We start from the raw sequence: 19,226 nt of genomic DNA, 5'->3' as shown, positions 1-19,226 counted from the left end.
GCCGCCGGGCACGAGGTGCTGACGCAATGGACGGATTCGCTGGTCGCCGCGGTGGCCTACCGCTTTCCGCTGATCCTCGAATAGCCTGGGGGGCAAACGAATTCGGTGCACTCCATACCGTGTGCGGCATGGAGTGCACCGGCCGAATTCAGCGGTGTTCGAGGCGGTCGACGCATTGGGCGCGGAGCCGTGCGACCGTGGTGTTGGCGAGTATGCGTGCGGCGGGGGAACACAGCAGGCGCAGCAGGCGCGTGTGGAATTCCCTGGAGGACAAACCGAATCGGACGAAGGCCTCTGCGTCATTGCCGCCATAAGGCGCCCAGGCGGTGGCGAATTCCAGGATGTCGTTCTCGTGTCTGTTCATCGGTCGGTGATTCCGGGAGAGGATCAGAGTCCCACTGAGGCCGCGACTTCCAGAGCCTTCTCGACCACCGCGTCGATACGGGCGACGGTGGGGATGCCCGCGCCGCCGTCGTTGCGTGGGTCGTCGAGCGCCCTTCGTCGCACGCCTTCGCCGATGATGGCGAGCTTCCACAGTCCGAGCACGTGCCAGTAGGCGAGTGCGTCGGGGTCGCGACCGGTTTCGGCCAGGTACAACTTCGCCATTTCCGCGCGGTCCGGGAACCCTTCCAGGGTCGAGGGCGCGAAGTCGCCGCCCGTCGTCTCACCCGGCTCCGGCCAATAGGTGAGCAGGGTCCCCATATCGGCCAGCGGGTCGCCCAGGGTGGATAGTTCCCAGTCGAGGACGGCCACGATCTCCTCCGTGTCCCGGGAGAAGATCAGGTTCCGCAGATGGAAGTCACCGTGCACCAGGGTCAGATCCCGCTGTTCGGGCACCGCGGCGGCCAGTCGGCCAGTGAGATCGTCCAGTTCGGGCAGTTCGCGAGTCTTGGACTGTTCGAGCTGTTTTGCCCAGCGGGCGAGCTGGCGTGGCGCATAGGGCTTGTGCCCCGCGAGGTTTCGCAGACCGGTCTCGTCGAGATCGATCGCGTGCACGGCGGCGAGAGCACCCGGCAGGGTCGAGGCGATCGCGTGCCGTTGCCGCGGTGTCAGGGCGCGCGCGCTGTTCATGGTGTCGACGGTCATGCCGTCGATGAACTCCATGAGCGCCAACGGCACCTGTGAGTACTCGGACTCGGCGGTGACGCCGAAGATGCGCGGCACGCGCACCCCGGTGTCCGCCAGGGCCGCCATGATGCGCGCCTCGCGCGCGACATCGTGCGCCGAGGCCAGAATCCGCCCGAGCGGAGGCCGGCGCAGCACCCATGCGGCGCCGGAGGCATCGGTGACCCGGTAGGTCAGATTCGACTGCCCCAGACCGATCCGCTCGAACCGCAGCGGCGCCACGGCCGGGATTCCCAGCTCGGCCAGCCACCGTTCGACCGCGACGACGTCGATACCGACGGGCGGTGCAGGGTGCAACGACATCGAAAACTCCTCAGATCTCAGGGATTCAGCGCAGCGGTGCGTGCCGGCGCAGCTCGCTCTGGCGCAGCTTGCCGTCGGCATTGCGCGGCAACGGCTCGCCGGACACGTGACTGCCGGGAGCCTCGAAGTCGGCCAGCCGTTCCCGGCAATGCGCGATCACGTCGTCGATGTCGAGATCGCCGGCAGGTTCGGATAGTGCTGAACCCCGTGCGTCTGCGGCGCGGTCGCCGTGCGCGGGAACGGATTACGCGATCGCTCGATCGGCCGGACCGCACTGGTCACGGGCACGCCTCGTGGCTGCGAGCGAAGCGGATCTGTGTCCATGCGTGGTTCTCTTTCCGGGCGCGTCTGCGGGCGTTGCGGCACCGAGGCAGGCGGGCTTCGGGCTGCCGCCGGTGACGTTGGTTCACGCTAGAACAGAGTCATTCACCGGTACATGTGGAGCCGCCCAGTCTTCGCCGAGGACAATGTGCGGGGGCACACTCAGTCGTGGCGTGCCCGCGGCGAGAGCACCCGTGGGCTGAGCTGGTGCGCGAGTTCGAGCGCGAGTTCGACCGCCAACCGGTGTTCACCGGGCCGGTAACCGAGCAGCGTCGCCGCCCGAGCGACCCGCTGCAGCACCGTGTTCCGGTGCGTGTGCAGCCGGGCGGCGGCACGAGGCGCGTTCTCGGCCTCGTCGAGGAAGACCCGCAGCGTCTCCCGCAGCCGCGCCGCGGCCGGGGTGTCCGTGGCGAGCGGGCCCAGTGTCGAGGCGACGAAATCAACCGCCCGGCCGTGATCCTGCGCGGCCAGCACGGTGACCTCCAGGTCGCGATGCAACGCCAGCCGCCCGCCGTCTGGATAACCGGCGAGCAGGCCCTGCAGGTCCAGCGCCGCGGCGTGCGAACGCCGGAAACCGGCGATCCCCGGAGCCGTCGGGCCGACCGCCACCCGAACCTCCGCCGGCGCGGCCGCGACCGCGGCGTGGAACGCGGCGGTGTCCGGATCGGAATCGGTGCCCAGCCACGCCCACAGGGTCGACGCACCCGCGCTCACGGTCAGCGGCTGCCGCGCCCCGACCGACCGCGCCAACAGCGTGGCTGTCGATTCGAGAACACCTTGCGCGGCAGCGGAACTCGTCCACACCACCAGCGCGGTATGCCGACGCGACAGCGCGTAGCCCAACCGTTCACTCGCCCGGTGGCTGTCGATCGGCGCCCCGTCGAGGATCAGCCGCACCGTCTCGGTGCGGCGCGCGAGCACGCCGCCGAGCAGTTCCTCACGTTCTCGCTGGGCCGCCGCGATGACCTTGCCGATCACGCCATCGACGTATTCGAACATGCGCTCCGAGGCCGCCTCGAGCAGCTGCCCCAGCACCGGGCCCGATGGCGAAAGCCGGATGGCATGCATCATGTAGCGCCGCCACACGATGTTCTGACCCCGCCGGTAGGACTGGAAGATCGCATTGAGATCGAACCCGCGCCGCGCGACCGTGCGCGCGACGTCGAGCGCCTCCGGCGGGATGTCGACCGCGGTCGGCGCCTCCCGACGGGCGAAGGTGGTCAGCACCCGCGCGGCATTGGCGCGGTTGCTCGCCGACATGTCCGCCAGGAAGGCCGCATCGGCGCCCATGGCGGGATTACGGGCGATCTCGTCGGCGTCCATCTCCACGACGAGCTCGTCGAGCTCGGCGAGCGCCACCTCGGCGACCGCGCCCATCAACTCCACGATTTCCGGCGAATCCAGTGCGCTGCGCATAGGGAGGAGTGTGCCCGCGCACGTGAATGCCGGCAATACCTGGGCAACGCCACATATCACGGTGATCGGCCGAGAGCAGCGGCCCGGGACCCGGACGCCGGGGGTCACGACCGCTGAACTGTTCGGCAAGATCGGTTACCGCCCGGAGAGGTCTTCGGGTTCGGTGACCCTCCATGCCGATGACACAGCACCCGACGCGGAAACTGTCACGAATACGGCGCGTCTGATGCGGGCGGCCACAACCTCAGGGGGACGTCGGCGGTCATCGCTCGAACTCCGCTTGCACCTGATTCAGAAATGCGCGCAGCGGGTGTGGCATGGATTCCATTGTGCTGGAGATGTTTTCGATCACCGGTTGGAGTTGCACCCCGGTGTCGACGACGCACCGCACCAATCCCAGCTCCGCGCATCGGATCAGCGCAGGGGTCACCTGTTCGGCCGCTTGCTCGATACGGCCGGTCGCCGCCAGGCAGCAGGCGTGCATGAGTTCGGCGTTGAGCAGTGCATGCGGACGGTCTTGCGTGGCGATGACCCGGCGCAATTGTTCGGCGCGACCGGTGGCCAGCTCCGCCGCGGCCGGGGTGCCGGTCGCGAGCAGCAGCCGGATGGCGGAGTCGTGTTCGATCTCCGCGGTTCTCGCGGAGGGCAGGTCGGGATGGGCGGTATAGGGCTCGAGTTGCTCGAGTTCACGGCGGTCGTCGTCGTCGATCGGCAGGCCGCAGCGGATCCGCTCGTTGAGGATTTGGGCGGCCAGGCGCGGAAGTGACGAGTTGGTCGCGATTTTCGAGCCTTCGTCGAGACGCGCGTGCAGGGTGTCGAGATCCCCGCGCACCGCGGCCAGCCGGGCGCCGGTGGCGTACGCGGCCATGAGGAATTCGACCGTGCCGCCCTCGAGGGTGAGCCCGGCTGCCAGCAGTTCCTCGGCTTCGATGAATTGCCCTTTCTCATAGAGCAATTCGCCGAGCAGGGCGCCGGCCAGCCGGGTGGCGTGGGACCGTTCTCCCGTCTCCAGGGCCAGCCGGCGCGCCGTCCGGAAGCAGGATTCGGCTCCGTGGATGTCGAGTTGCTCGTACGAGGCGATCCCGGCGATGCAGTCGCAGTACATCACCCCGAAGGGACCGCGCGCCTGCAACCGGTACGGCTCGATCCATCGGTGCCAACGCTGCACCTCGTCGAAGTCGAAACGGTACAACGCGGAAACCATTGCCACCACGGCGATTCCGTGCGCCAGGAAGGGCCGCAGCGGGCCCTGCGGTGGCGTGCGGACGGGAGCTTCCGCGGCCCGGTCGCTGATCAGATCCACGGCGGTGCGGACAAACTCGAGCTCGGTTCGCGTGTGCGCCGACCGCTCGTCCTGCGGCGCCGCCGCCAAGGCCAGGTCGGCGCGATCCAGGGCGGCCAGCGCGGGAGCCGGGCGTTGCACAGCGACATTCGCCCAGGCGATCCGGACCTGCAACGGCGCGTTCAGCGCCAGGTAGGAGTCGGGCAGCTTGGCCGCGAGTCCGAGCAGGGTCGCGGTGCGCGACTGCTCCATCAGCCGTTCGGCGTGTTCGGCCACGATCGTCGTGGCACGTTCCGGCGCGTTGGCGGCGAGCGCATGGTCCACGGCCTCGGTGAGCTTGTCGTGGGCGGCGAACCACTGCGAGGCGATCAGGTGCAACTCTTCGAGCAGCCCGGGGTGCTTGCGAGCGAGCCGATTGCGCAGGAACTGCGCGAACAGTCCGTGGTAGCGGAACCAGCGCAGATCGTCATCGATGCTGCGCAGGAACAGGTCCTGCGCTCGCACCTGCTCGAGCATGTCCTGTCCGGAGTCGACGCCGGTCAGCGCCTCGGCGAGTTCGCCGCAGATGCGGTCGGGCACCGCGGTGCGCATGACGAAGTCGAGCAGGTCGGGTTCGAGCGAGTCGATCACGTTCTCCATCAGGTACTCGCCGATGGCGTAGTGCCGCCCGGAGATCTGATCGATGTAGGCGCCGGGGTCGTCGCGCCCGCGCAGCGACAGTGTCGCCAATTGCAGTGCGGCGGCCCAGCCTTCGGTCGACTCGCGCAGTCGCTCGACGTCCGTGGACCCCAGCGACAGCCCACTCGTGTCCGCCAGGAACTCCGAGGTCTCGGTGCGGTCGAAGCGCAGGTCGGACTCGTCGATCTCGGTGAGCTCGTCGTGAACTCGCATGCGGCCCAGGGGAAGTCCGGTGCGGCTGCGGCTGGTGACGATGAGCCGTAGGTGATGGCAGCCGTGGTCGAGCAGGAATTCGAGCGCCGCGATGGTGGCGGGCCCGGTCACCCGATTCCAGTCGTCGATGACCAGGGCCACTGTCTCGCCGCTGCGATGGATCTCGTCGATGAGGGTGGTCATCACGTGCCGTGCGGCATCGCTGGCATGCTCCTCGAGCAGCCTTTCCAGGTCGGCCGCGACGCCCGGATGCGCGTAGCGAATCGCCTCGATCACGTGGGACAGGAACCACACGACATTGTCGTCGTCGCTGTCCACGCTGAGCCAGGCGACCCGGATGCCTTCGGCGGCAAGCATATTCACCCATTCCGCGGCGAGGGTGCTCTTGCCGAACCCGACCGGACCATGGATCAGCACGAGCCGCCGCGCGCCCCCGTCCCGCAGTCGCCCGAGCAGCCGCTCCCGTTGCACCGGCCGGCGCGGCGAACTCGGCGGCCGGTACCGGGTCGACGGTGTCGGCCCCGCGCACTGCGTGATGCCGCCCGTGGTCTCCGCCGGTGCGGACGGCACGACGGGCTCTGCTCCCCGTTTGTCGCCGTCCTCGGCAGGCAATGCCATGGAATCCACCGTCAGGCCGGACGAGAACTGGATATTGCGCAGCCGATCGCCGAACTCCCTGGCGGAGGAGGGTCGCTCCCCCGGGTCCTGTGCCATGGCCGCTTCGAGCGCGGCGGCGAGTTGGGCGGGCACCCCGTGGTGGCGCAGATCCGGCACCGGCTCGGAGGCGATCCGCACGAACTGCGTGACCAGCGATTCGCCTTCGCGGCGTTCGAACGCCGCATGCGCGGTCAGCAGACAGAACATCGTCGCGCCCAGCCCGTACACGTCCGCGGCCGCCGTCGGCTGCTCACCGCGAAACACCTCGGGCGCGGTGAACGCCGGGGTTCCCGCCACCAGCCCCGCCGCGGTCTCGAACGCACCTCGCATGCGGGCGATGCCGAAATCGCTCAGCTGGGGCTCGCCGTAGTCCGACACCAGGATGTTGGATGGATTCACATCCCGATGCACCATGCCATAGGCGTGCGCGGCCGCCAGCGCCCCGGCGATCTTCACTCCGATGGACAGGACCTCCTGCCAGGGCAGCGGCCCGTGCTCCCGGATTCGCGTCAGCAGCGACCCGAGCGCGAAGTACGGCATGACCAGGTAGGGCCGACCCGTAGGGGTGATATCCGCGGACAGCACCTGCACGATGTGCGGATGGCCGCTGAACAGCCCCAGCGCCCGCTGCTCTCGCAGAAACCGCTCCCGCTCCTCCGCGCTCGACGACGCCTCGAGCACCTTCACCGCAACCGGCCGATTCAGCAGATGTTCGACGCACCGGTAAACGACCCCGAACCCCCCGCGCCCGATTTCCCGCGCGTCATCGAATCCCGCAGCGGCCAACTCCGCGTCCACCCCGATACGCAGGTCCCGTTGCGTGCCTTCGACGTCTCGCTCGACCATGGCCTGCTCACCTCTTGCCGTGAGAATCGGCCCCGACAGCACGATCGTAACGCCGCCGTCAGACGCTGGCCGGTTCGCACCGGGCTGCCCGCGCAGCGGTAATGAGGTGGAATTCGTCCAGGCTGCCGGTGTGCGTGGCGTTCGGCCCGGTCAGCGCCGACCTGCGAGGGTTCCGGCCTTCGGCATGAGGCAGCCACTCGGATCGAGAACCTCCTCATCGCGGCATGAGATCCGGCTCCGATCGTGCGCGCGTTCGGGACCATCGCGCCCTTCGCCGCGTTGTCCGTCGAGCCCTCGGAGTTGGCGGCCCCGGTCCGGCGGGTGCCCGGTCCGCTCGCCCACCCCACGCCCGCAGCAGGCGGTCACAGTATCGAGCGAGAACCGTGCCCTTCCATGCGATGCGTCGGATTTCAACTGAATCCTATTCTGCCCATGCGGGTTTCGTCCGGCCATGACGGTCCGACGGCTTCTCCCGATCGTGACGTCGCTGCACCGCGAGTCCCACTGATCCGAGCACGATCGCCGCACCGATCAGCAACCGTGCCGTCAGCGGCTCGCCGAGGACGCAGATGCCCGCGGATACGCCGACGACCGGGATCAGGTACGCGGTCAGCGCCGCGCTGGTGGGGCCCAGCCGGATGACATTGCGGTAGTTCAGCAGTTCGGCCCCGGCGGTGCTGATCACGCCCAGGGCGAGCAGGCTCGCGATGCGCACCGGCGTCAGCTCGACGTGGCCGGTGTCGGTGGTGGCGGCCGCCAGTGGTGCCAGTACCAGGAGCGCGCCGACCTGGATGACGGCCGTGATGTAGAGCGGCTGCCGGTGAGACAGGTTGCGGCGCATGTAGGTCCAGCCGAATCCGTAGCACGCCGATGCGGCGAGCACGGCCAGGCATCCGCCCCATGAGCAGCCGGTGAGGTCGTGCGAGCCCGGTCCCGCCAGCACGGCGACGCCGAGCAATCCGATCGCGACGGCTCCGAGTTGCCGCCCGCATGGGCGATGCCCCAGCATGAGGATCGCGAAGCCGAGGGTCCACAGCGGCACCGTCGCGTGCAGCACGGCCGACAGGGAGGCTTCGACCTGCTGCTGCGCCCAGGCGGTCAGGCAGAACGGCAACGCCACGGTGGTCACGGCCAGCACGGCCAGATGCACGCGCTCGCGCCCGCCGGACGCGGGCACTTCGGGCGCGGTCCGGCCGCGGGCGCGCAGCAGCGCGGCCGGTGTCAGGATCAATCCGGACAGCAGCACGCGAATGAACGCCACCCCGAACGGCGGCATCCCCGGCAGCGCCACCTTCATGAAAACCGATGACAAACCCCACATGGTCGACGCGAGCAGCACACCGAGCACGGTTCCTCCGGAGTCATCGACGAACCCGGTCTTCCACAACCCGATCGGCGGCAAACGTTCCGCCGCACAGCCAAATGCGAAGTAATCGACCTTACGAGGCTACTGGTCGGATTGCTCGGCTCAGCCGTATTCGACGATGACTCGCCGAGATCCGGTGTGACCGGCGCGACCTCAGGCGTGGGCCGGCGAGCTCGACTGCGCGGGCGGGTCGGCCCGGGTGTCGATCGCGCGCGTGAGTTCCTCGAGCGCGGGCATGGCGGCACTGAGCAAGTGCTGCCATCCGGGGTGCAGGTCGGCCAGGGCGGCGCGCAGGATATCGGTGTTGGTGGACTGCCAGGATCGCACCGCTTCCCGCCCCGCCTCGGTCAGGGTCAAGGTGACCGCGCGCCGATCCTCGCCCGCCTCCCCCGCGCCCCGGATGATCATGCCCTGTCCGGCCAGACCGTTGACCAGCGTGGTGACCGAGTTCGGAGCCAGGCGCAGCTGGCGGGCCAGCTGCCCGGGGCGGATCCCGGGATGCTCGCAGACGCAGGACAGCAACTCCAATTGGGCGACCGAGAGCGTGTTGGCCGGATCGGTGGCGCGGGCGGCGCGGCGCATGGCCCGCCGCAGGCAGGCGATGACCTCCGCGAGCGCGCTCTCGTCCGGCCGCACCAGCAACGCGGGCAGCGGTTCGGCGGCGGATGTGGTCATCGATGACTCCTCACGCTCGGATGATCCCTGGAATTGTGCCCTGCCGTTCACGAAGGTCGTCCCCGCCGCCAGGACCGCGAAGGCCAGTAGTCCCAGCAAGGCGATCCGCGGTGCGGTCGAAGGGCTTTCGGCATGGCCGCCGAGGTGCAGGGCCAAGGTGACCACGGCGACGCCACCGGCGGTTCCCAGCCCCCGGCTCATATTCACCAGTCCGCCGCTGGTTCCCGATCGGCCCGGGGCGATGGCGCTCATGATGCCCGCGTTGTTGCTGGGGATGAACACCCCGAGCCCCAAGCCCAGCAGCCAGAGGCAGGCGAACGCCCACCATGGCGTGGTCGGTGACAGGGCAAGCGCGCCGAGCGCTGTCACCATGGCGAGCACTCCCAGGCGTTGACGGCCGTCCCCGTGGCGCGGGAGCAGGCGGGCCCCGGCGACGGCGGCCACCGCGAAACCCGTCGGGAGCGCGGTGAGCACCACGCCGGTCGCCGCGGGTGTCGCCTCGTGCAGCTGCGGGAACAGTGCCAGCGGACCGAACAGCACCAGATACGCCGCGAACGCCCCGACCAGCCCGGCCGATACCGCCGGTGGCCGCAGCAGCACCGGATCCACGAGGGGATCGCGGGCGCGTCGCGCCCACCAGACCGCGCCGGTCGCGCACGCCGCCGCGAGGGCCGCCGCCGCGACGGCGGCCCACACCGGCAGCGGCAGGCCGGACATCGCCGACACCGCCACCAGGGCGCCGGTCGTGCTGCCGATCAGCAGAAGCAGTCCACGCCAGTCGAATTCCCGCAGGGCGTTGCGCTCACGGGTCCGCGGAAGCAGATAGCGGCCCGCCGCCAGCGCCAGCACTCCGATGGGCACGTTCACTCCGTACACCCAGCGCCACCCGGCCGACGCCACCAGCACACCGCCGAGGGCCGGGCCCAATGCCAGCCCCAACGCCTGCGCCCCGGCCTGCACGCCCAGCGCGGACCGCATGCGGTGCGGCGGCACACTCGTCACCACCAGCGCCACGCTGTTGGCCTGCAACATCGCCGCCCCCACGGCCTGCACCACCCGGAACCCGATCAGCCATCCCAGTCCGGGCGCGAGCGCACATGCCGCCGACGCGAGCGTGAACACCACGAAGCCCTGCAGATAGACGAACTTGCGCCCCACCGCATCCGCCACCCGCCCCGCCGAGACGACCAGCCCGACGACGGTCAGCAGGTACGCCAGCGACACCCATTGCACGCCGGCCAGCGGCGCCCCGAATTCCCGTTGGACCGCCGGGAAGGTCAAGGTCACGATGCTGGCGTCGAGCTGGCCCATGAACGCGCCCAGGCATACCGCCCCGACCGCGAGCCAACCGGCGTTCGGATGCTCACGGACGAGCAGCGGACGAGCCGACTCGACGAACACCACAACCTCCGCACACAACCATTCAGCGAGATTATTCTAGAACAGAATGATCTCGCCTTGAATGCTGGTGCATTTATCCTCTCCTATCAGACAAAGCTTGTTCTATAACAGAATTTGACCTCTCGTTCTCGGACCACCGAGCCCAGGGCGGTGCACGCCGATGGCTTCGGACTCACGGCGGACCGGAAGGCCCGGCAGCGCGAGACGCCACCATTCGGATCCCTCTATGGCCTGATGTGGATGCCGCTCGGCAGGCCTCCGCGCGGCCGGTTTCCGGCGTTGCGTGCCGGAGGCCGGCGCGCGGCGGGATGGCGGAGGCCTCACAGGAATCGGATGATCGACAGCGTTCCCGCGATGATGCAGTAGGTCGCGAACGGAAGAAGTGTGCGGGTCCGGAAGTATCGTTCCAGGTATCGCACCGCCAGCCATGAGCATGTTCCGGATACGAAGGCGCCGAGCAGTACCGGGCCACGGATGGCGGCGATCCTCGGTTCGGCGAGTTCCGGCAGTTCGACCAGCCCCGCGCCCAGAATCGTCGGGGTGGCGAGCAGAAAAGCGAATTTGGCGGCATGCTCGTTTTCCAGACCACGCCACAGACCGCCGACCATGGTGAGCCCGGCGCGACTGAACCCGGTCAGCAGCGCGCCGGCTTGGGCGAAGCCGATACCGATGGCGTCCACGGCTCCCAAGGCCGCCAGCGGGCGGTCTGCCTGGCGGGGAAGATTCGGTTCGGTAGCGAGAACCGACCGGTGGGCCTCACGCCGGCCGAATCGGCGACCGTATTCCACCAGCGTCGGTTCGTTGCGCCTGCGCAATCCCTCGCCGAGGACGAGCACGACACCGTTCAAGGTCAGGAAGAAGCCGGTGTCGACGGGGGAATCGGTCAGCGCGTGCAGCGAACGGTCCAGCAGGGGGCCCAGGACCGCGACGGGGAGGGTGGCGAGAACGATCAGCCACGCGAGGCGCTGCGGAACGGTGACCGCGCGCCCGGTCCGCAGCGTGGATACGAAACCGGCGATGATGGCCAGCCAATCACGCCAGTAGTAGCCCAGCAGCGTTACCGCCGTGGCCACGTGCAACGCCACCACGAAGGCCAGATACGTTGCGCCCCTGCCGGATCTGCCCAGGGTCACCTGCTTCCAGCTACCCCCGATCCAGTCCGCGACCAGCACCGAGTGCCCCAGGCTCGAGATCGGGAAGAGTTCGGTGACACCCTGTACGGCGCCGATGACAGCGGCTTGCAAGTAGGTGATCATCGGCACGAGTTTCGCATGAGTGTTCCGCCGCAGCGATGACACCCCTACGGGTACGAAGATCGACCGAATTGCTCGCTCTGCCAATCATTTACGACCTTCCCTTCAGAGCGCCGCGGGTATCGTTCGGCCGGCGCGAACCGGCTGTCGACCGCCGACCCGAACGAGTCGGCGCGTCCTCGTCGAGGCCGCCGTCCTGCCCGAATCCATCACCAACGCGGACCTGACATGGCACGCGGAAGTCGTTGCCGCGCACCATCGATTGGCCACACGGCTCCGCGTTGCCAGTGGGCGACCGAGAGACCGGCCAGGCTGACCGGCTCACCTGGACACACGACGGTCACGTGTCACGCCGTGTCCCGATTCAGTGGATTCCTGGCCCGCGGCGAGGGGCCGACAACACGGCGCGTGATCGAAACTCTAGGAGACGCACAGCCACTCGCTGTCGCGGGGTTCCGAGACGGTCGTCGCTCATCACCGCCACCTTCTCCGAACCGAGCTGACCCTCGACCCGATACTCCACAGGAGCACCTGCATGACTACGAAGCCGACCATCGTCCTCGTTCACGGCGCCTTCGCCGATTCCTCCAGTTGGAACGGCGTCATCGCACGGCTGCGCGCCGAGGGCTATTCCGTTCTGGCCGCCGCCAACCCGTTGCGTGGCCTCGACGCCGACGCCGCCTACGTGGCTTCGGTTCTCGACACCATCGAGGGCCCGATCGTCCTCGCGGGCCATTCCTACGGCGGCAGTGTCATCACGGTGGCCGCCCATGAAATGGCCTCCGTCAAGGCCTTGGTCTACATCGCCGCCTTCATCCCCGCCGAGGGCGAGAACGCCCTCGAACTGACCGACAAGTTCGCCGGCTCCACCCTCGCACCCACCACCGTCTCGCGCCCGCTTCCCGGCGACACGGCGGGTACCGAACTCTACATTCGCCAGAACGAGTTTCCCGCCCAATTCGCCGCCGACGTGCCCGCCCACGTCGCGGACAACATGGCGATCACCCAGCGCCCGGTTTCCCTTGCCGCCCTTCAACAATCGGCTACGGCCGCGGCGTGGCGCAGCATCCCCGCCTACTCTCTCGTGACCACCGACGACAAGAACATCCCACTGGAATCCCAGCGTTTCATGTCCGCCCGAGCCGCCGCGCACACCGTCGAAATCCCCGCATCCCACGCGGTCTCCGTCTCCAACCCCACCGCGGTCGCCGACCTCATCCTCCTGGCCGCCCAGAAGTAACTCCTTGGCATCTGCGCGCAACATGCACAGCACAGGTCGCCTCCCGAACGTCGGCGATCGGCTCGCTCTGGATTCACCATGACGGTCATACGCTCATCAGGCATGGAAAGACGTTCTGTACAGAGGGGATAGAGCCGCCGCTCAATGCGGGTCGATCACCCGTTCGGGTTGTCAGGACAACGCGGCGAGGGCACCGGCGATGACAGCGGCGGCCTCGGGGTGGGTCTTCATGACCAGGAGAGGTGCGTCGGGTTCAACTATTTTGCGCAGGCCGGCGCGCTGGTAGCCGAACCGCTCGACATCAGGGTTGATGGTGTCGTCGGCGGCGGAGACGATGCCCCAGCCCGCTCGGGCCTTCGATGGGGCCGAGCGGGCTCGGTGAAGGCGAAGGCGGCCACCGCCGGATCAGGAGACTGCCATGGCCTCCTCGTCCTCGAACCCGACCACGTCCTCGGTCCACACCGCCGAGCCGGTCGAACGGAACCGCTGCTGATACTTGCGTGGTGAAATACCCAGGCGCGCAATGAATGCCCGACGTAGGGCCTCGCTGTTGCCGTAGCCGGTGGCGATGGCCGCCTCGGTGACGGAATGCCCGGCATGCAGCAGATCGCGGGCGGTACAGAACCTAACGAATCCGACGTATTCGGCGGGCGACCGTTCCAGCTCGGAACGGAACAGGCGGGTGAGGTGGCGCGGACTGACCTGCGCGTGCGCGGCCAGCGTCTGCACGGTGTGCGGATACGCCGGGTCCGCGCAGATCAGGTCCACCACTCGCCGTACCAGCGCGCTGCGCGGCGCGGGTCCGGTCAGCGATACCGAGAACTGCGACTGTCCACCCGCCCGCTGCATGTAGACGACCAGTGACTGCGCCACCCGCCGCGCGACATCGGCCCCGAGGTCCTCTTCGACGAGCGCCAGCGCCACATCGACACCCGCCGCCACACCTGCTGAGCTGTACAGGTTCCCGTCGCGCACGAAGATGGCATCGGGCCGCACGTCGATCTCGGGATACCGGTGTGCCAGGTCCCGTGTGAACTTCCAGTGCGTGGTGGCCTGCCTGCCGTTCAGTAGGCCGAGCCGGGCCAGCACGAACGCGCCGCTGCAGACCGACACCAGTCGCCGGGTGTTGGAGGAGAGCGCGCACGCCGCGGCCAGCAACTCCTCGGTGACGAAGCGCGTGGGCGGCAGCTCGCTGCCCGGGATCACGACCGTGTCGAAGCGTCCGGCATCGGCCGCCGCGCCGCTCACCTCGATCCGGCTGCCCAATGAGGTCAGCACACTGCATCCGTCGGGCGAGACCAGCACCACCTCGTAGTCGGACACCGACTGATTCGCCTCGACGAAAACTTCCGCCGGACCGACGAAGTCGAGCGTTTTGACGCCATCGAAGACCAGGAAGCCGATGCGGCGACGAGACTTTCCTTCGAATGAGGAAGACATGGCAACCAGTATTCTGGAGGCACGCCTCCAGAACAAGGGCTATGCGGATCCTCACACGTCGATTGGTACGGTGACCCCATGGGACGGCCGCGACAGTTCGATGAATCGACACTGCTCGACGCCGCGATCGAGCAGTTCTGGTCCAAGGGATTCGACGACACGTCGGTAGAGGACGTCTCGCTCGTCGCCGGTGTCGGCAACGGGAGCATCTACGCTGCGTACGGCAGCAAGCGCGGGCTGTTCCTCGCGGCCTTCGAACGCTACTGCGAACGTCGGGCCGCCTTCGTCCGCGACACCGTCCTCGCCGCACCGGGCTCCGCGCGGACGGCGGTGCTGACGCTGCTGCGCGCCATCGTCGAAGACTGCGCCGCACAACCGAATCGACGCGGCTGCCTCATGATCAACAGCATCGCCGCGCTCGGTGGCCGGATCCCGGAAGTCTCCGAACTGGGGGCACGCACCACCGCTGCCATGGAGGGCGGCGTCGCCGAGCGGCTGCACCGAACCGCCCCCGGCGACAATGCCGTGCCAGCGCTCAGCGCCCACATCATTGTGGTGGCCCAGGGCTTGATCCAGTTGAGCCGGCTGGGCGTCCCGGTTCGGCGCCTGCATGAGATCGCCGAAATCTCCCTGACCGCCCTTCCCGCCACCTGGGCGGACCGCGTCGACGCCACCGCCTAGAGGCCCGAAAGGCCGCCTCCCGCTGACCGATTCACGGTGTCCCGTTTTCAGGGATTCGTGACCCGTGAAGCGGTGCGGTCGCCTGCCGGCGCCGTGAAGACTGGACTGCGTGCTCGCCCGCTGCGCGCACGCCGACGCGACGAAAGGCAGAAACGACCATGGCAGGCAATCCGCACGGCATCTCACTCGAGCCCGCGGCCCAGGCATTTGTGGACGCGACCTCGGAGCCGCCCTTCCTGTATCAGCTTTCGCCGGAGGAGGGCCGTAAGACGGTCGACGGCGTCCAGGATTCGCCCATCTTCAAACCGGAGATCGACGAGGAGTGGGTCACCGTCGCGGGCGGCCCGACCGGCTCGGTGCGGGTGCGTATCGTCAAGCCGCGGGGTGCGACCGGCACGCTGCCGGTCATCGTCTACACCCACGGCGCGGGCTGGGTTTTCGGTGACGCCCACACCCACGACCGGCTGGTCCGCGATCTGGCCGTCGGCGTCGGCGCGGCCGTGGTGTTCCCCGAATACGACCGCTCGCCCGAGGCGCGCTACCCGGTCGCCAACGAGCAGTCCTACCGCGTGGCCCAATGGGTCACCACCGAAGGCACCGAGAAGGGCCTGGACAGCACCCGCATCGCGGTCGCGGGCGACTCGGTCGGCGGCAATATGGCCATCGCGCTGACCCTCATGGCCAAGGAACGCGGTGACGTGTCCTTCCGCCAGCAGGTGCTGTTCTACCCCGTCACCGACGCCAACTTCGACACCGGCTCCTATCACGAGTTCGCGACCGGCTACTTCCTGACCCGCGAAGGCATGCAATGGTTCTGGGATCAGTACACCACCAGCGCGGAGGAGCGCGCGCGGATCACCGTATCCCCGCTGCGCGCCACACCGGCGCAATTGGCCGATCTTCCGCCCGCCCTGATCATCACCGCCGAGGCCGACGTGCTGCGTGACGAGGGTGAGGCGTACGCGGCCAAGCTGCGCGCCGCGGGTGTGCCCGTCACCCAGGTCCGTTACGGCGCCATCACCCACGACTTCGTCATGCTCAATACCCTGCACGACACCAACGCGGCCAAAGCCGCAGTGGCCCAGGCGGTCAGCGTCCTGAGCCAGGCGCTGCACGACTGACGGCCGCGCCGGCGGATCGGCGAGCGGCTCCTCCCGGCCTGTCAGGGTCGAGCCGCCCTCCGGTCCGATTCTCCGGCATCGACTGGGAATACTGCTGGCGGACAAGTTAATCCGCCGGACCATCGCGTCCTTGGCCGGGTTCGTATCCCGACACCAGTCTCTGACCAGCCGAATTCAGGACGCTATGCGATGTATCAACCACACAACGCCAACTGAATGAGAGCCCGGAGCGCGTCGTCGATGGGATGCGGCTGCGGGTTCCCTGACGAGTCGAGTCGATTCCATCGCTGCAGATTCACTGCGATGGACACTTGCCGTTTGCCGTCCGCGCCGGTCATGGAGATCGCTCCGCCGCCCCAGACGGAACCCTCATGGCCCCAGTAGGTTCCGTGACCGGGCACCGTCATCTTCTGCAGGCCCAGGCCGTAGTCGAGTGTCTTTCCCTCGAATGAGACGACCGGAACGGTGTGTTGCATCTGCGCCAGCGACGATCGGCTGATGATCTCGCCGGACAACAGCAACCCGAAGAAGCGGTTCAGGTCGGCGACGGTCGATATCAGCGAAGCCGCCGGCCCCACCCACGACATGTCATAGACGCTGTAGTCGCGCGGCGGATCGATCATGCCGAACCACGCTTCATAGTGCAGTGCATGCGGTCCGTTGATATGTGTTCCGGCTGGGAGTTCGGTGCCCCGCAGCCCGGCGCGCTCGATGACGTTTCGGGTGATGCATTTCTCCGCTGACGTACCGGTCACAGACTCCAAGAGTTGGCACAGGAGCAGGTAATTGGTGTTCGAGTACACCCCCGGTGTCCCACCCGGGGTCCCGGTCGCGGGCGCCGAGACGCCCATCTCGATCAGTTCGGTCGGATGAAACCGGGTGAACCGGCTGTCATCGAGGCTTTCCGGTGTCGTTTTCGACAGGGCGGGGAAGGCCGCGAGGGAAGGGTAGGCATGTGCGAGGTAATCGGCGAGGCCGCTGGTGTGGTTGATCAGCATCCGGACCGTGATCGCCGCACCGCGTTCGCCGGGGACCAGTCTTGGCAGGTAGTGGCCGATCGGTCGATCGAGCTCTATTTCGCCATCGTCGATCTGCTGCAGCACGGCGGCAGCGGTGAACGTCTTGGTGATGCTGCCGACACGGTGTCGCATATCGGCCGTGACGGGACGTTCGGTGGCGACATCGGCGACTCCGGCTGCGCCGCGCCAGATTCGGTTGTCGTCGCGCACCTCGGCGAATGCTCCGGGCATGCCCGCGAGGTGGAGGGTCTCCAGGGCGGTCTGTAGCTTCTCGGGATCGAATGTGGTGGTCACGGCACCACTATCGACCGCGCGATCCCGCATCGTATTGGAAGAATCTTCCCCAGGCCCGGTACCGGTGCCGGGCGATGGCGGGCGTGTAGTGCGCCGTCAGTGACCCTGGCGTGCGGTCGGCGAAGAGCGATACGTCTCGGCACAGATGAGCCTGATCGGTGTACCCGCACTCCATCGCGACGTCGGCGGCCGGCCTGCCCGCCAGCAGACCGTCGACCGCGGAACGGAATCGGACCAGCATCGCCGCCCGCTTGGGTGTCAGGCCGATCTGCGACTCGAACCGCGCCCACAGCCGCTTATGGCTCCAGCCGAGGGATTCGGCGAGCCCGCCGATCCGCACCTGGCCGCGAGAGGCAACTATGCGATTCCAGCCTTCGACCACCTCCGGGTCAGGAGTCCGCATCGGCTTGTCACACTGTGCCAGAAACGATTCCGTCAATGCGAACCGGTCGTCCCAGGTTCCGGTGGACGCGAGTTGCTCACGCAGTCGCCGAACTCGCACACCCCACAGGTCCTCCAGCGCGACAACGCCCCGGCCCAATTCCGTTGGCGAAACACCCAATACCGAATAGGCCTGTATCGGCGACAAGCGAACCTCGATGCATTCTGCCCGCTCGCCACGAACGCGCATGGACTCGAGAGGAAGCCCGACGGCGAAGCCGCCGAGGGTTCGCCGCCCGAGAGCATCGTCGACGATCAGCCCGCCATCCCCGAATTCGATCAGCACGGTGATCGCCGCGGTCCCGGCGACCCGAAGATCCAACCCGGCGTCGCGCACGTCGCGGTACCCGATGATCGCGGCGCCCGGCGGCACGGTGCCGGCCCGACCCGCGAAATCCCACCCCGCATCAGAATCGCGATCCGAGTCCTCAGTTCCCACCCGTCCAGGCTACGGAAAGGTGCGGACACCACCGATCCGTCCCGTGAGCGCCTGCTGGAACCCGTGAGCGCCTGCTGGAATTTGTGTGGACGCATTCACTCCGCGGTTCAGTCCGCGCACGGGCGTCAAATGTGACGAAGTCCAACCGCGGAACGTGATGCAGGTCATTGCCCGAGAAGGCGTGCTTGGGCATCGTCGGCAATTCGTTTCTGGAAAGAGCCTGGTTGGAGATGCCTGAATGGCCGACCACAATTTTGCTTACGACCTCACGCTGGACGAGGTACGACGGCGCGCCGCTGTCGTCGCGGCGCTCGGTGACGACTGGGATCCGGTCGCGGTGCTCGCCGAGGAGGATCTGGCGTACGACATGCTGTACTCGAATCTCGACGATGAGCAGCAGCGGATCTACGAGGAACTGGTCCGGGCCGGAGTCCTGCCGAATCGGGCGATGCGCCATATCGCCGACTGATCTCACCCCCGAGCACGAACCATGACCGGTGTTCGGCTTGTTGCCTCCGGTGAGTGGTGACCCGGCTGCTCCGGCTCTCGGCCGAGTTTCGTGGACGGTGGATAAGCGGCGATGCCGAATACAGCCGCGTTCGGCAGCGGGCAAGAGGTTAGCGCGCTCCGGAAAGCGTTGGCGCGCTGGATATTCAGGCGGCCAGGGTTGCAGATGTCCACGCCGATCTCGTCACCGCGCTACTCCGAGGATTTCCCGAATGATGCGGGCGGCTGTCATCGGCGCGGGATGGGATTCGCCGATGAACGACGTCAGGTTTCACCGATGCGGCCGAATGGCCTTTCACGAGGCCCCCATGACCCACGCCTCGCTCCGCCTCGCCGAACTACCAGGTGCTCACCTGCTCGATGTGGGCGCTGGACCTGGCGGCGAGCTCGCGACCTCCTGAATGAGCGACCCAAGCATCCGAGTCCCGGTATCTATCATTTCATATACGATCGTATTTTAAATGATAGATAATGACGGAGCAGAGCAGCGGCTCGATCACGGCGGTGC

General features: G+C 67.9%; 16 protein-coding genes. 4 read left to right on the top strand and 12 right to left on the bottom strand.

The window, feature by feature from the left end:
- Positions 1-148 precede the first annotated feature (148 nt).
- From GLP40_RS11970 to GLP40_RS11940, 9 genes are all read right to left on the bottom strand, one after another.
- Positions 149-364, bottom strand: coding sequence for a DUF3263 domain-containing protein (locus GLP40_RS11970; RefSeq protein WP_154787954.1), 216 nt, complete (start codon positions 362-364; stop codon positions 149-151).
- A gap of 23 nt (positions 365-387) precedes the next feature.
- Entirely contained in the window at positions 388-1,428 is a 1,041-nt protein-coding gene (locus GLP40_RS11965; protein WP_154787953.1) for a phosphotransferase family protein, read from the bottom strand.
- Positions 1,429-1,453: 25 nt separating this feature from the next.
- Entirely contained in the window at positions 1,454-1,588 is a 135-nt protein-coding gene (locus tag GLP40_RS34430) for a hypothetical protein (RefSeq protein WP_268867104.1), read from the bottom strand.
- On the bottom strand, positions 1,585-1,710 hold the full coding sequence (locus GLP40_RS34425) for a hypothetical protein (RefSeq protein ID WP_268867103.1): 126 nt from the start codon (positions 1,708-1,710) through the stop codon (positions 1,585-1,587). The genes GLP40_RS34430 and GLP40_RS34425 overlap by 4 nt, the downstream gene beginning before the upstream one ends.
- Positions 1,711-1,911: 201 nt before the next feature.
- A complete protein-coding gene (locus GLP40_RS11960; protein WP_196054634.1) occupies positions 1,912-3,165 on the bottom strand; it encodes a PucR family transcriptional regulator in 1,254 nt (417 codons plus the stop codon).
- Positions 3,166-3,427: 262 nt separating this feature from the next.
- Positions 3,428-6,841: a serine/threonine-protein kinase gene (locus GLP40_RS11955; protein ID WP_154787952.1), complete on the bottom strand. Its 3,414-nt coding sequence runs from the start codon at positions 6,839-6,841 to the stop codon at positions 3,428-3,430.
- Positions 6,842-7,262: 421 nt separating this feature from the next.
- On the bottom strand, positions 7,263-8,189 hold the full coding sequence (locus tag GLP40_RS11950; RefSeq protein ID WP_154787951.1) for a DMT family transporter: 927 nt from the start codon (positions 8,187-8,189) through the stop codon (positions 7,263-7,265).
- A 171-nt stretch (positions 8,190-8,360) separates the two neighbouring features.
- Positions 8,361-10,283: an MFS transporter gene (locus GLP40_RS11945; protein WP_328290035.1), complete on the bottom strand. Its 1,923-nt coding sequence runs from the start codon at positions 10,281-10,283 to the stop codon at positions 8,361-8,363.
- Between the two features lie 320 nt (positions 10,284-10,603).
- Entirely contained in the window at positions 10,604-11,539 is a 936-nt protein-coding gene (locus GLP40_RS11940) for an undecaprenyl-diphosphate phosphatase (RefSeq protein ID WP_154787949.1), read from the bottom strand.
- A gap of 532 nt (positions 11,540-12,071) precedes the next feature.
- On the opposite strand from GLP40_RS11940, the gene GLP40_RS11935 reads away from it, so the two are divergent.
- Complete coding sequence (locus GLP40_RS11935; RefSeq protein WP_154787948.1) at positions 12,072-12,776, top strand: alpha/beta fold hydrolase; 705 nt, start codon at positions 12,072-12,074, stop codon at positions 12,774-12,776.
- Positions 12,777-13,181: 405 nt separating this feature from the next.
- Here the strand turns inward: GLP40_RS11935 and GLP40_RS11930 are convergent, their stop codons facing one another.
- Positions 13,182-14,216: a GlxA family transcriptional regulator gene (locus GLP40_RS11930; RefSeq protein WP_154787947.1), complete on the bottom strand. Its 1,035-nt coding sequence runs from the start codon at positions 14,214-14,216 to the stop codon at positions 13,182-13,184.
- Between the two features lie 78 nt (positions 14,217-14,294).
- Here GLP40_RS11930 and GLP40_RS11925 point away from each other — a divergent pair, with 78 nt between their 5' ends.
- Positions 14,295-14,897, top strand: a complete 603-nt coding sequence (locus tag GLP40_RS11925; protein ID WP_154787946.1) for a TetR/AcrR family transcriptional regulator — start codon at positions 14,295-14,297, stop codon at positions 14,895-14,897.
- 158 nt (positions 14,898-15,055) lie between these two features.
- Positions 15,056-16,018, top strand: a complete 963-nt coding sequence (locus GLP40_RS11920) for an alpha/beta hydrolase (RefSeq protein WP_154787945.1) — start codon at positions 15,056-15,058, stop codon at positions 16,016-16,018.
- A gap of 194 nt (positions 16,019-16,212) precedes the next feature.
- On the opposite strand, the gene GLP40_RS11915 is transcribed toward GLP40_RS11920, so the two are convergent.
- Together GLP40_RS11915 and GLP40_RS11910 are read right to left on the bottom strand one after the other, a co-directional pair.
- Entirely contained in the window at positions 16,213-17,268 is a 1,056-nt protein-coding gene (locus GLP40_RS11915; protein ID WP_230329526.1) for a serine hydrolase domain-containing protein, read from the bottom strand.
- A 70-nt stretch (positions 17,269-17,338) separates the two neighbouring features.
- Positions 17,339-18,211, bottom strand: coding sequence for an AraC family transcriptional regulator (locus GLP40_RS11910; RefSeq protein WP_328290033.1), 873 nt, complete (start codon positions 18,209-18,211; stop codon positions 17,339-17,341).
- Positions 18,212-18,449: 238 nt separating this feature from the next.
- On the opposite strand from GLP40_RS11910, the gene GLP40_RS11905 reads away from it, so the two are divergent.
- Positions 18,450-18,680 (top strand): DUF6400 family protein, encoded by a 231-nt coding sequence (locus tag GLP40_RS11905; RefSeq protein WP_154787943.1) that lies wholly within the window; start codon positions 18,450-18,452, stop codon positions 18,678-18,680.
- Positions 18,681-19,226 lie beyond the last annotated feature (546 nt).

The organism is Nocardia aurantiaca (genome assembly GCF_009708175.1).
Lineage (GTDB): Bacteria > Actinomycetota > Actinomycetes > Mycobacteriales > Mycobacteriaceae > Nocardia > Nocardia aurantiaca.
The sequence above is the reverse complement of the archived record's forward strand: the minus strand, read 5'-3'. Positions and strand labels throughout refer to the sequence as shown.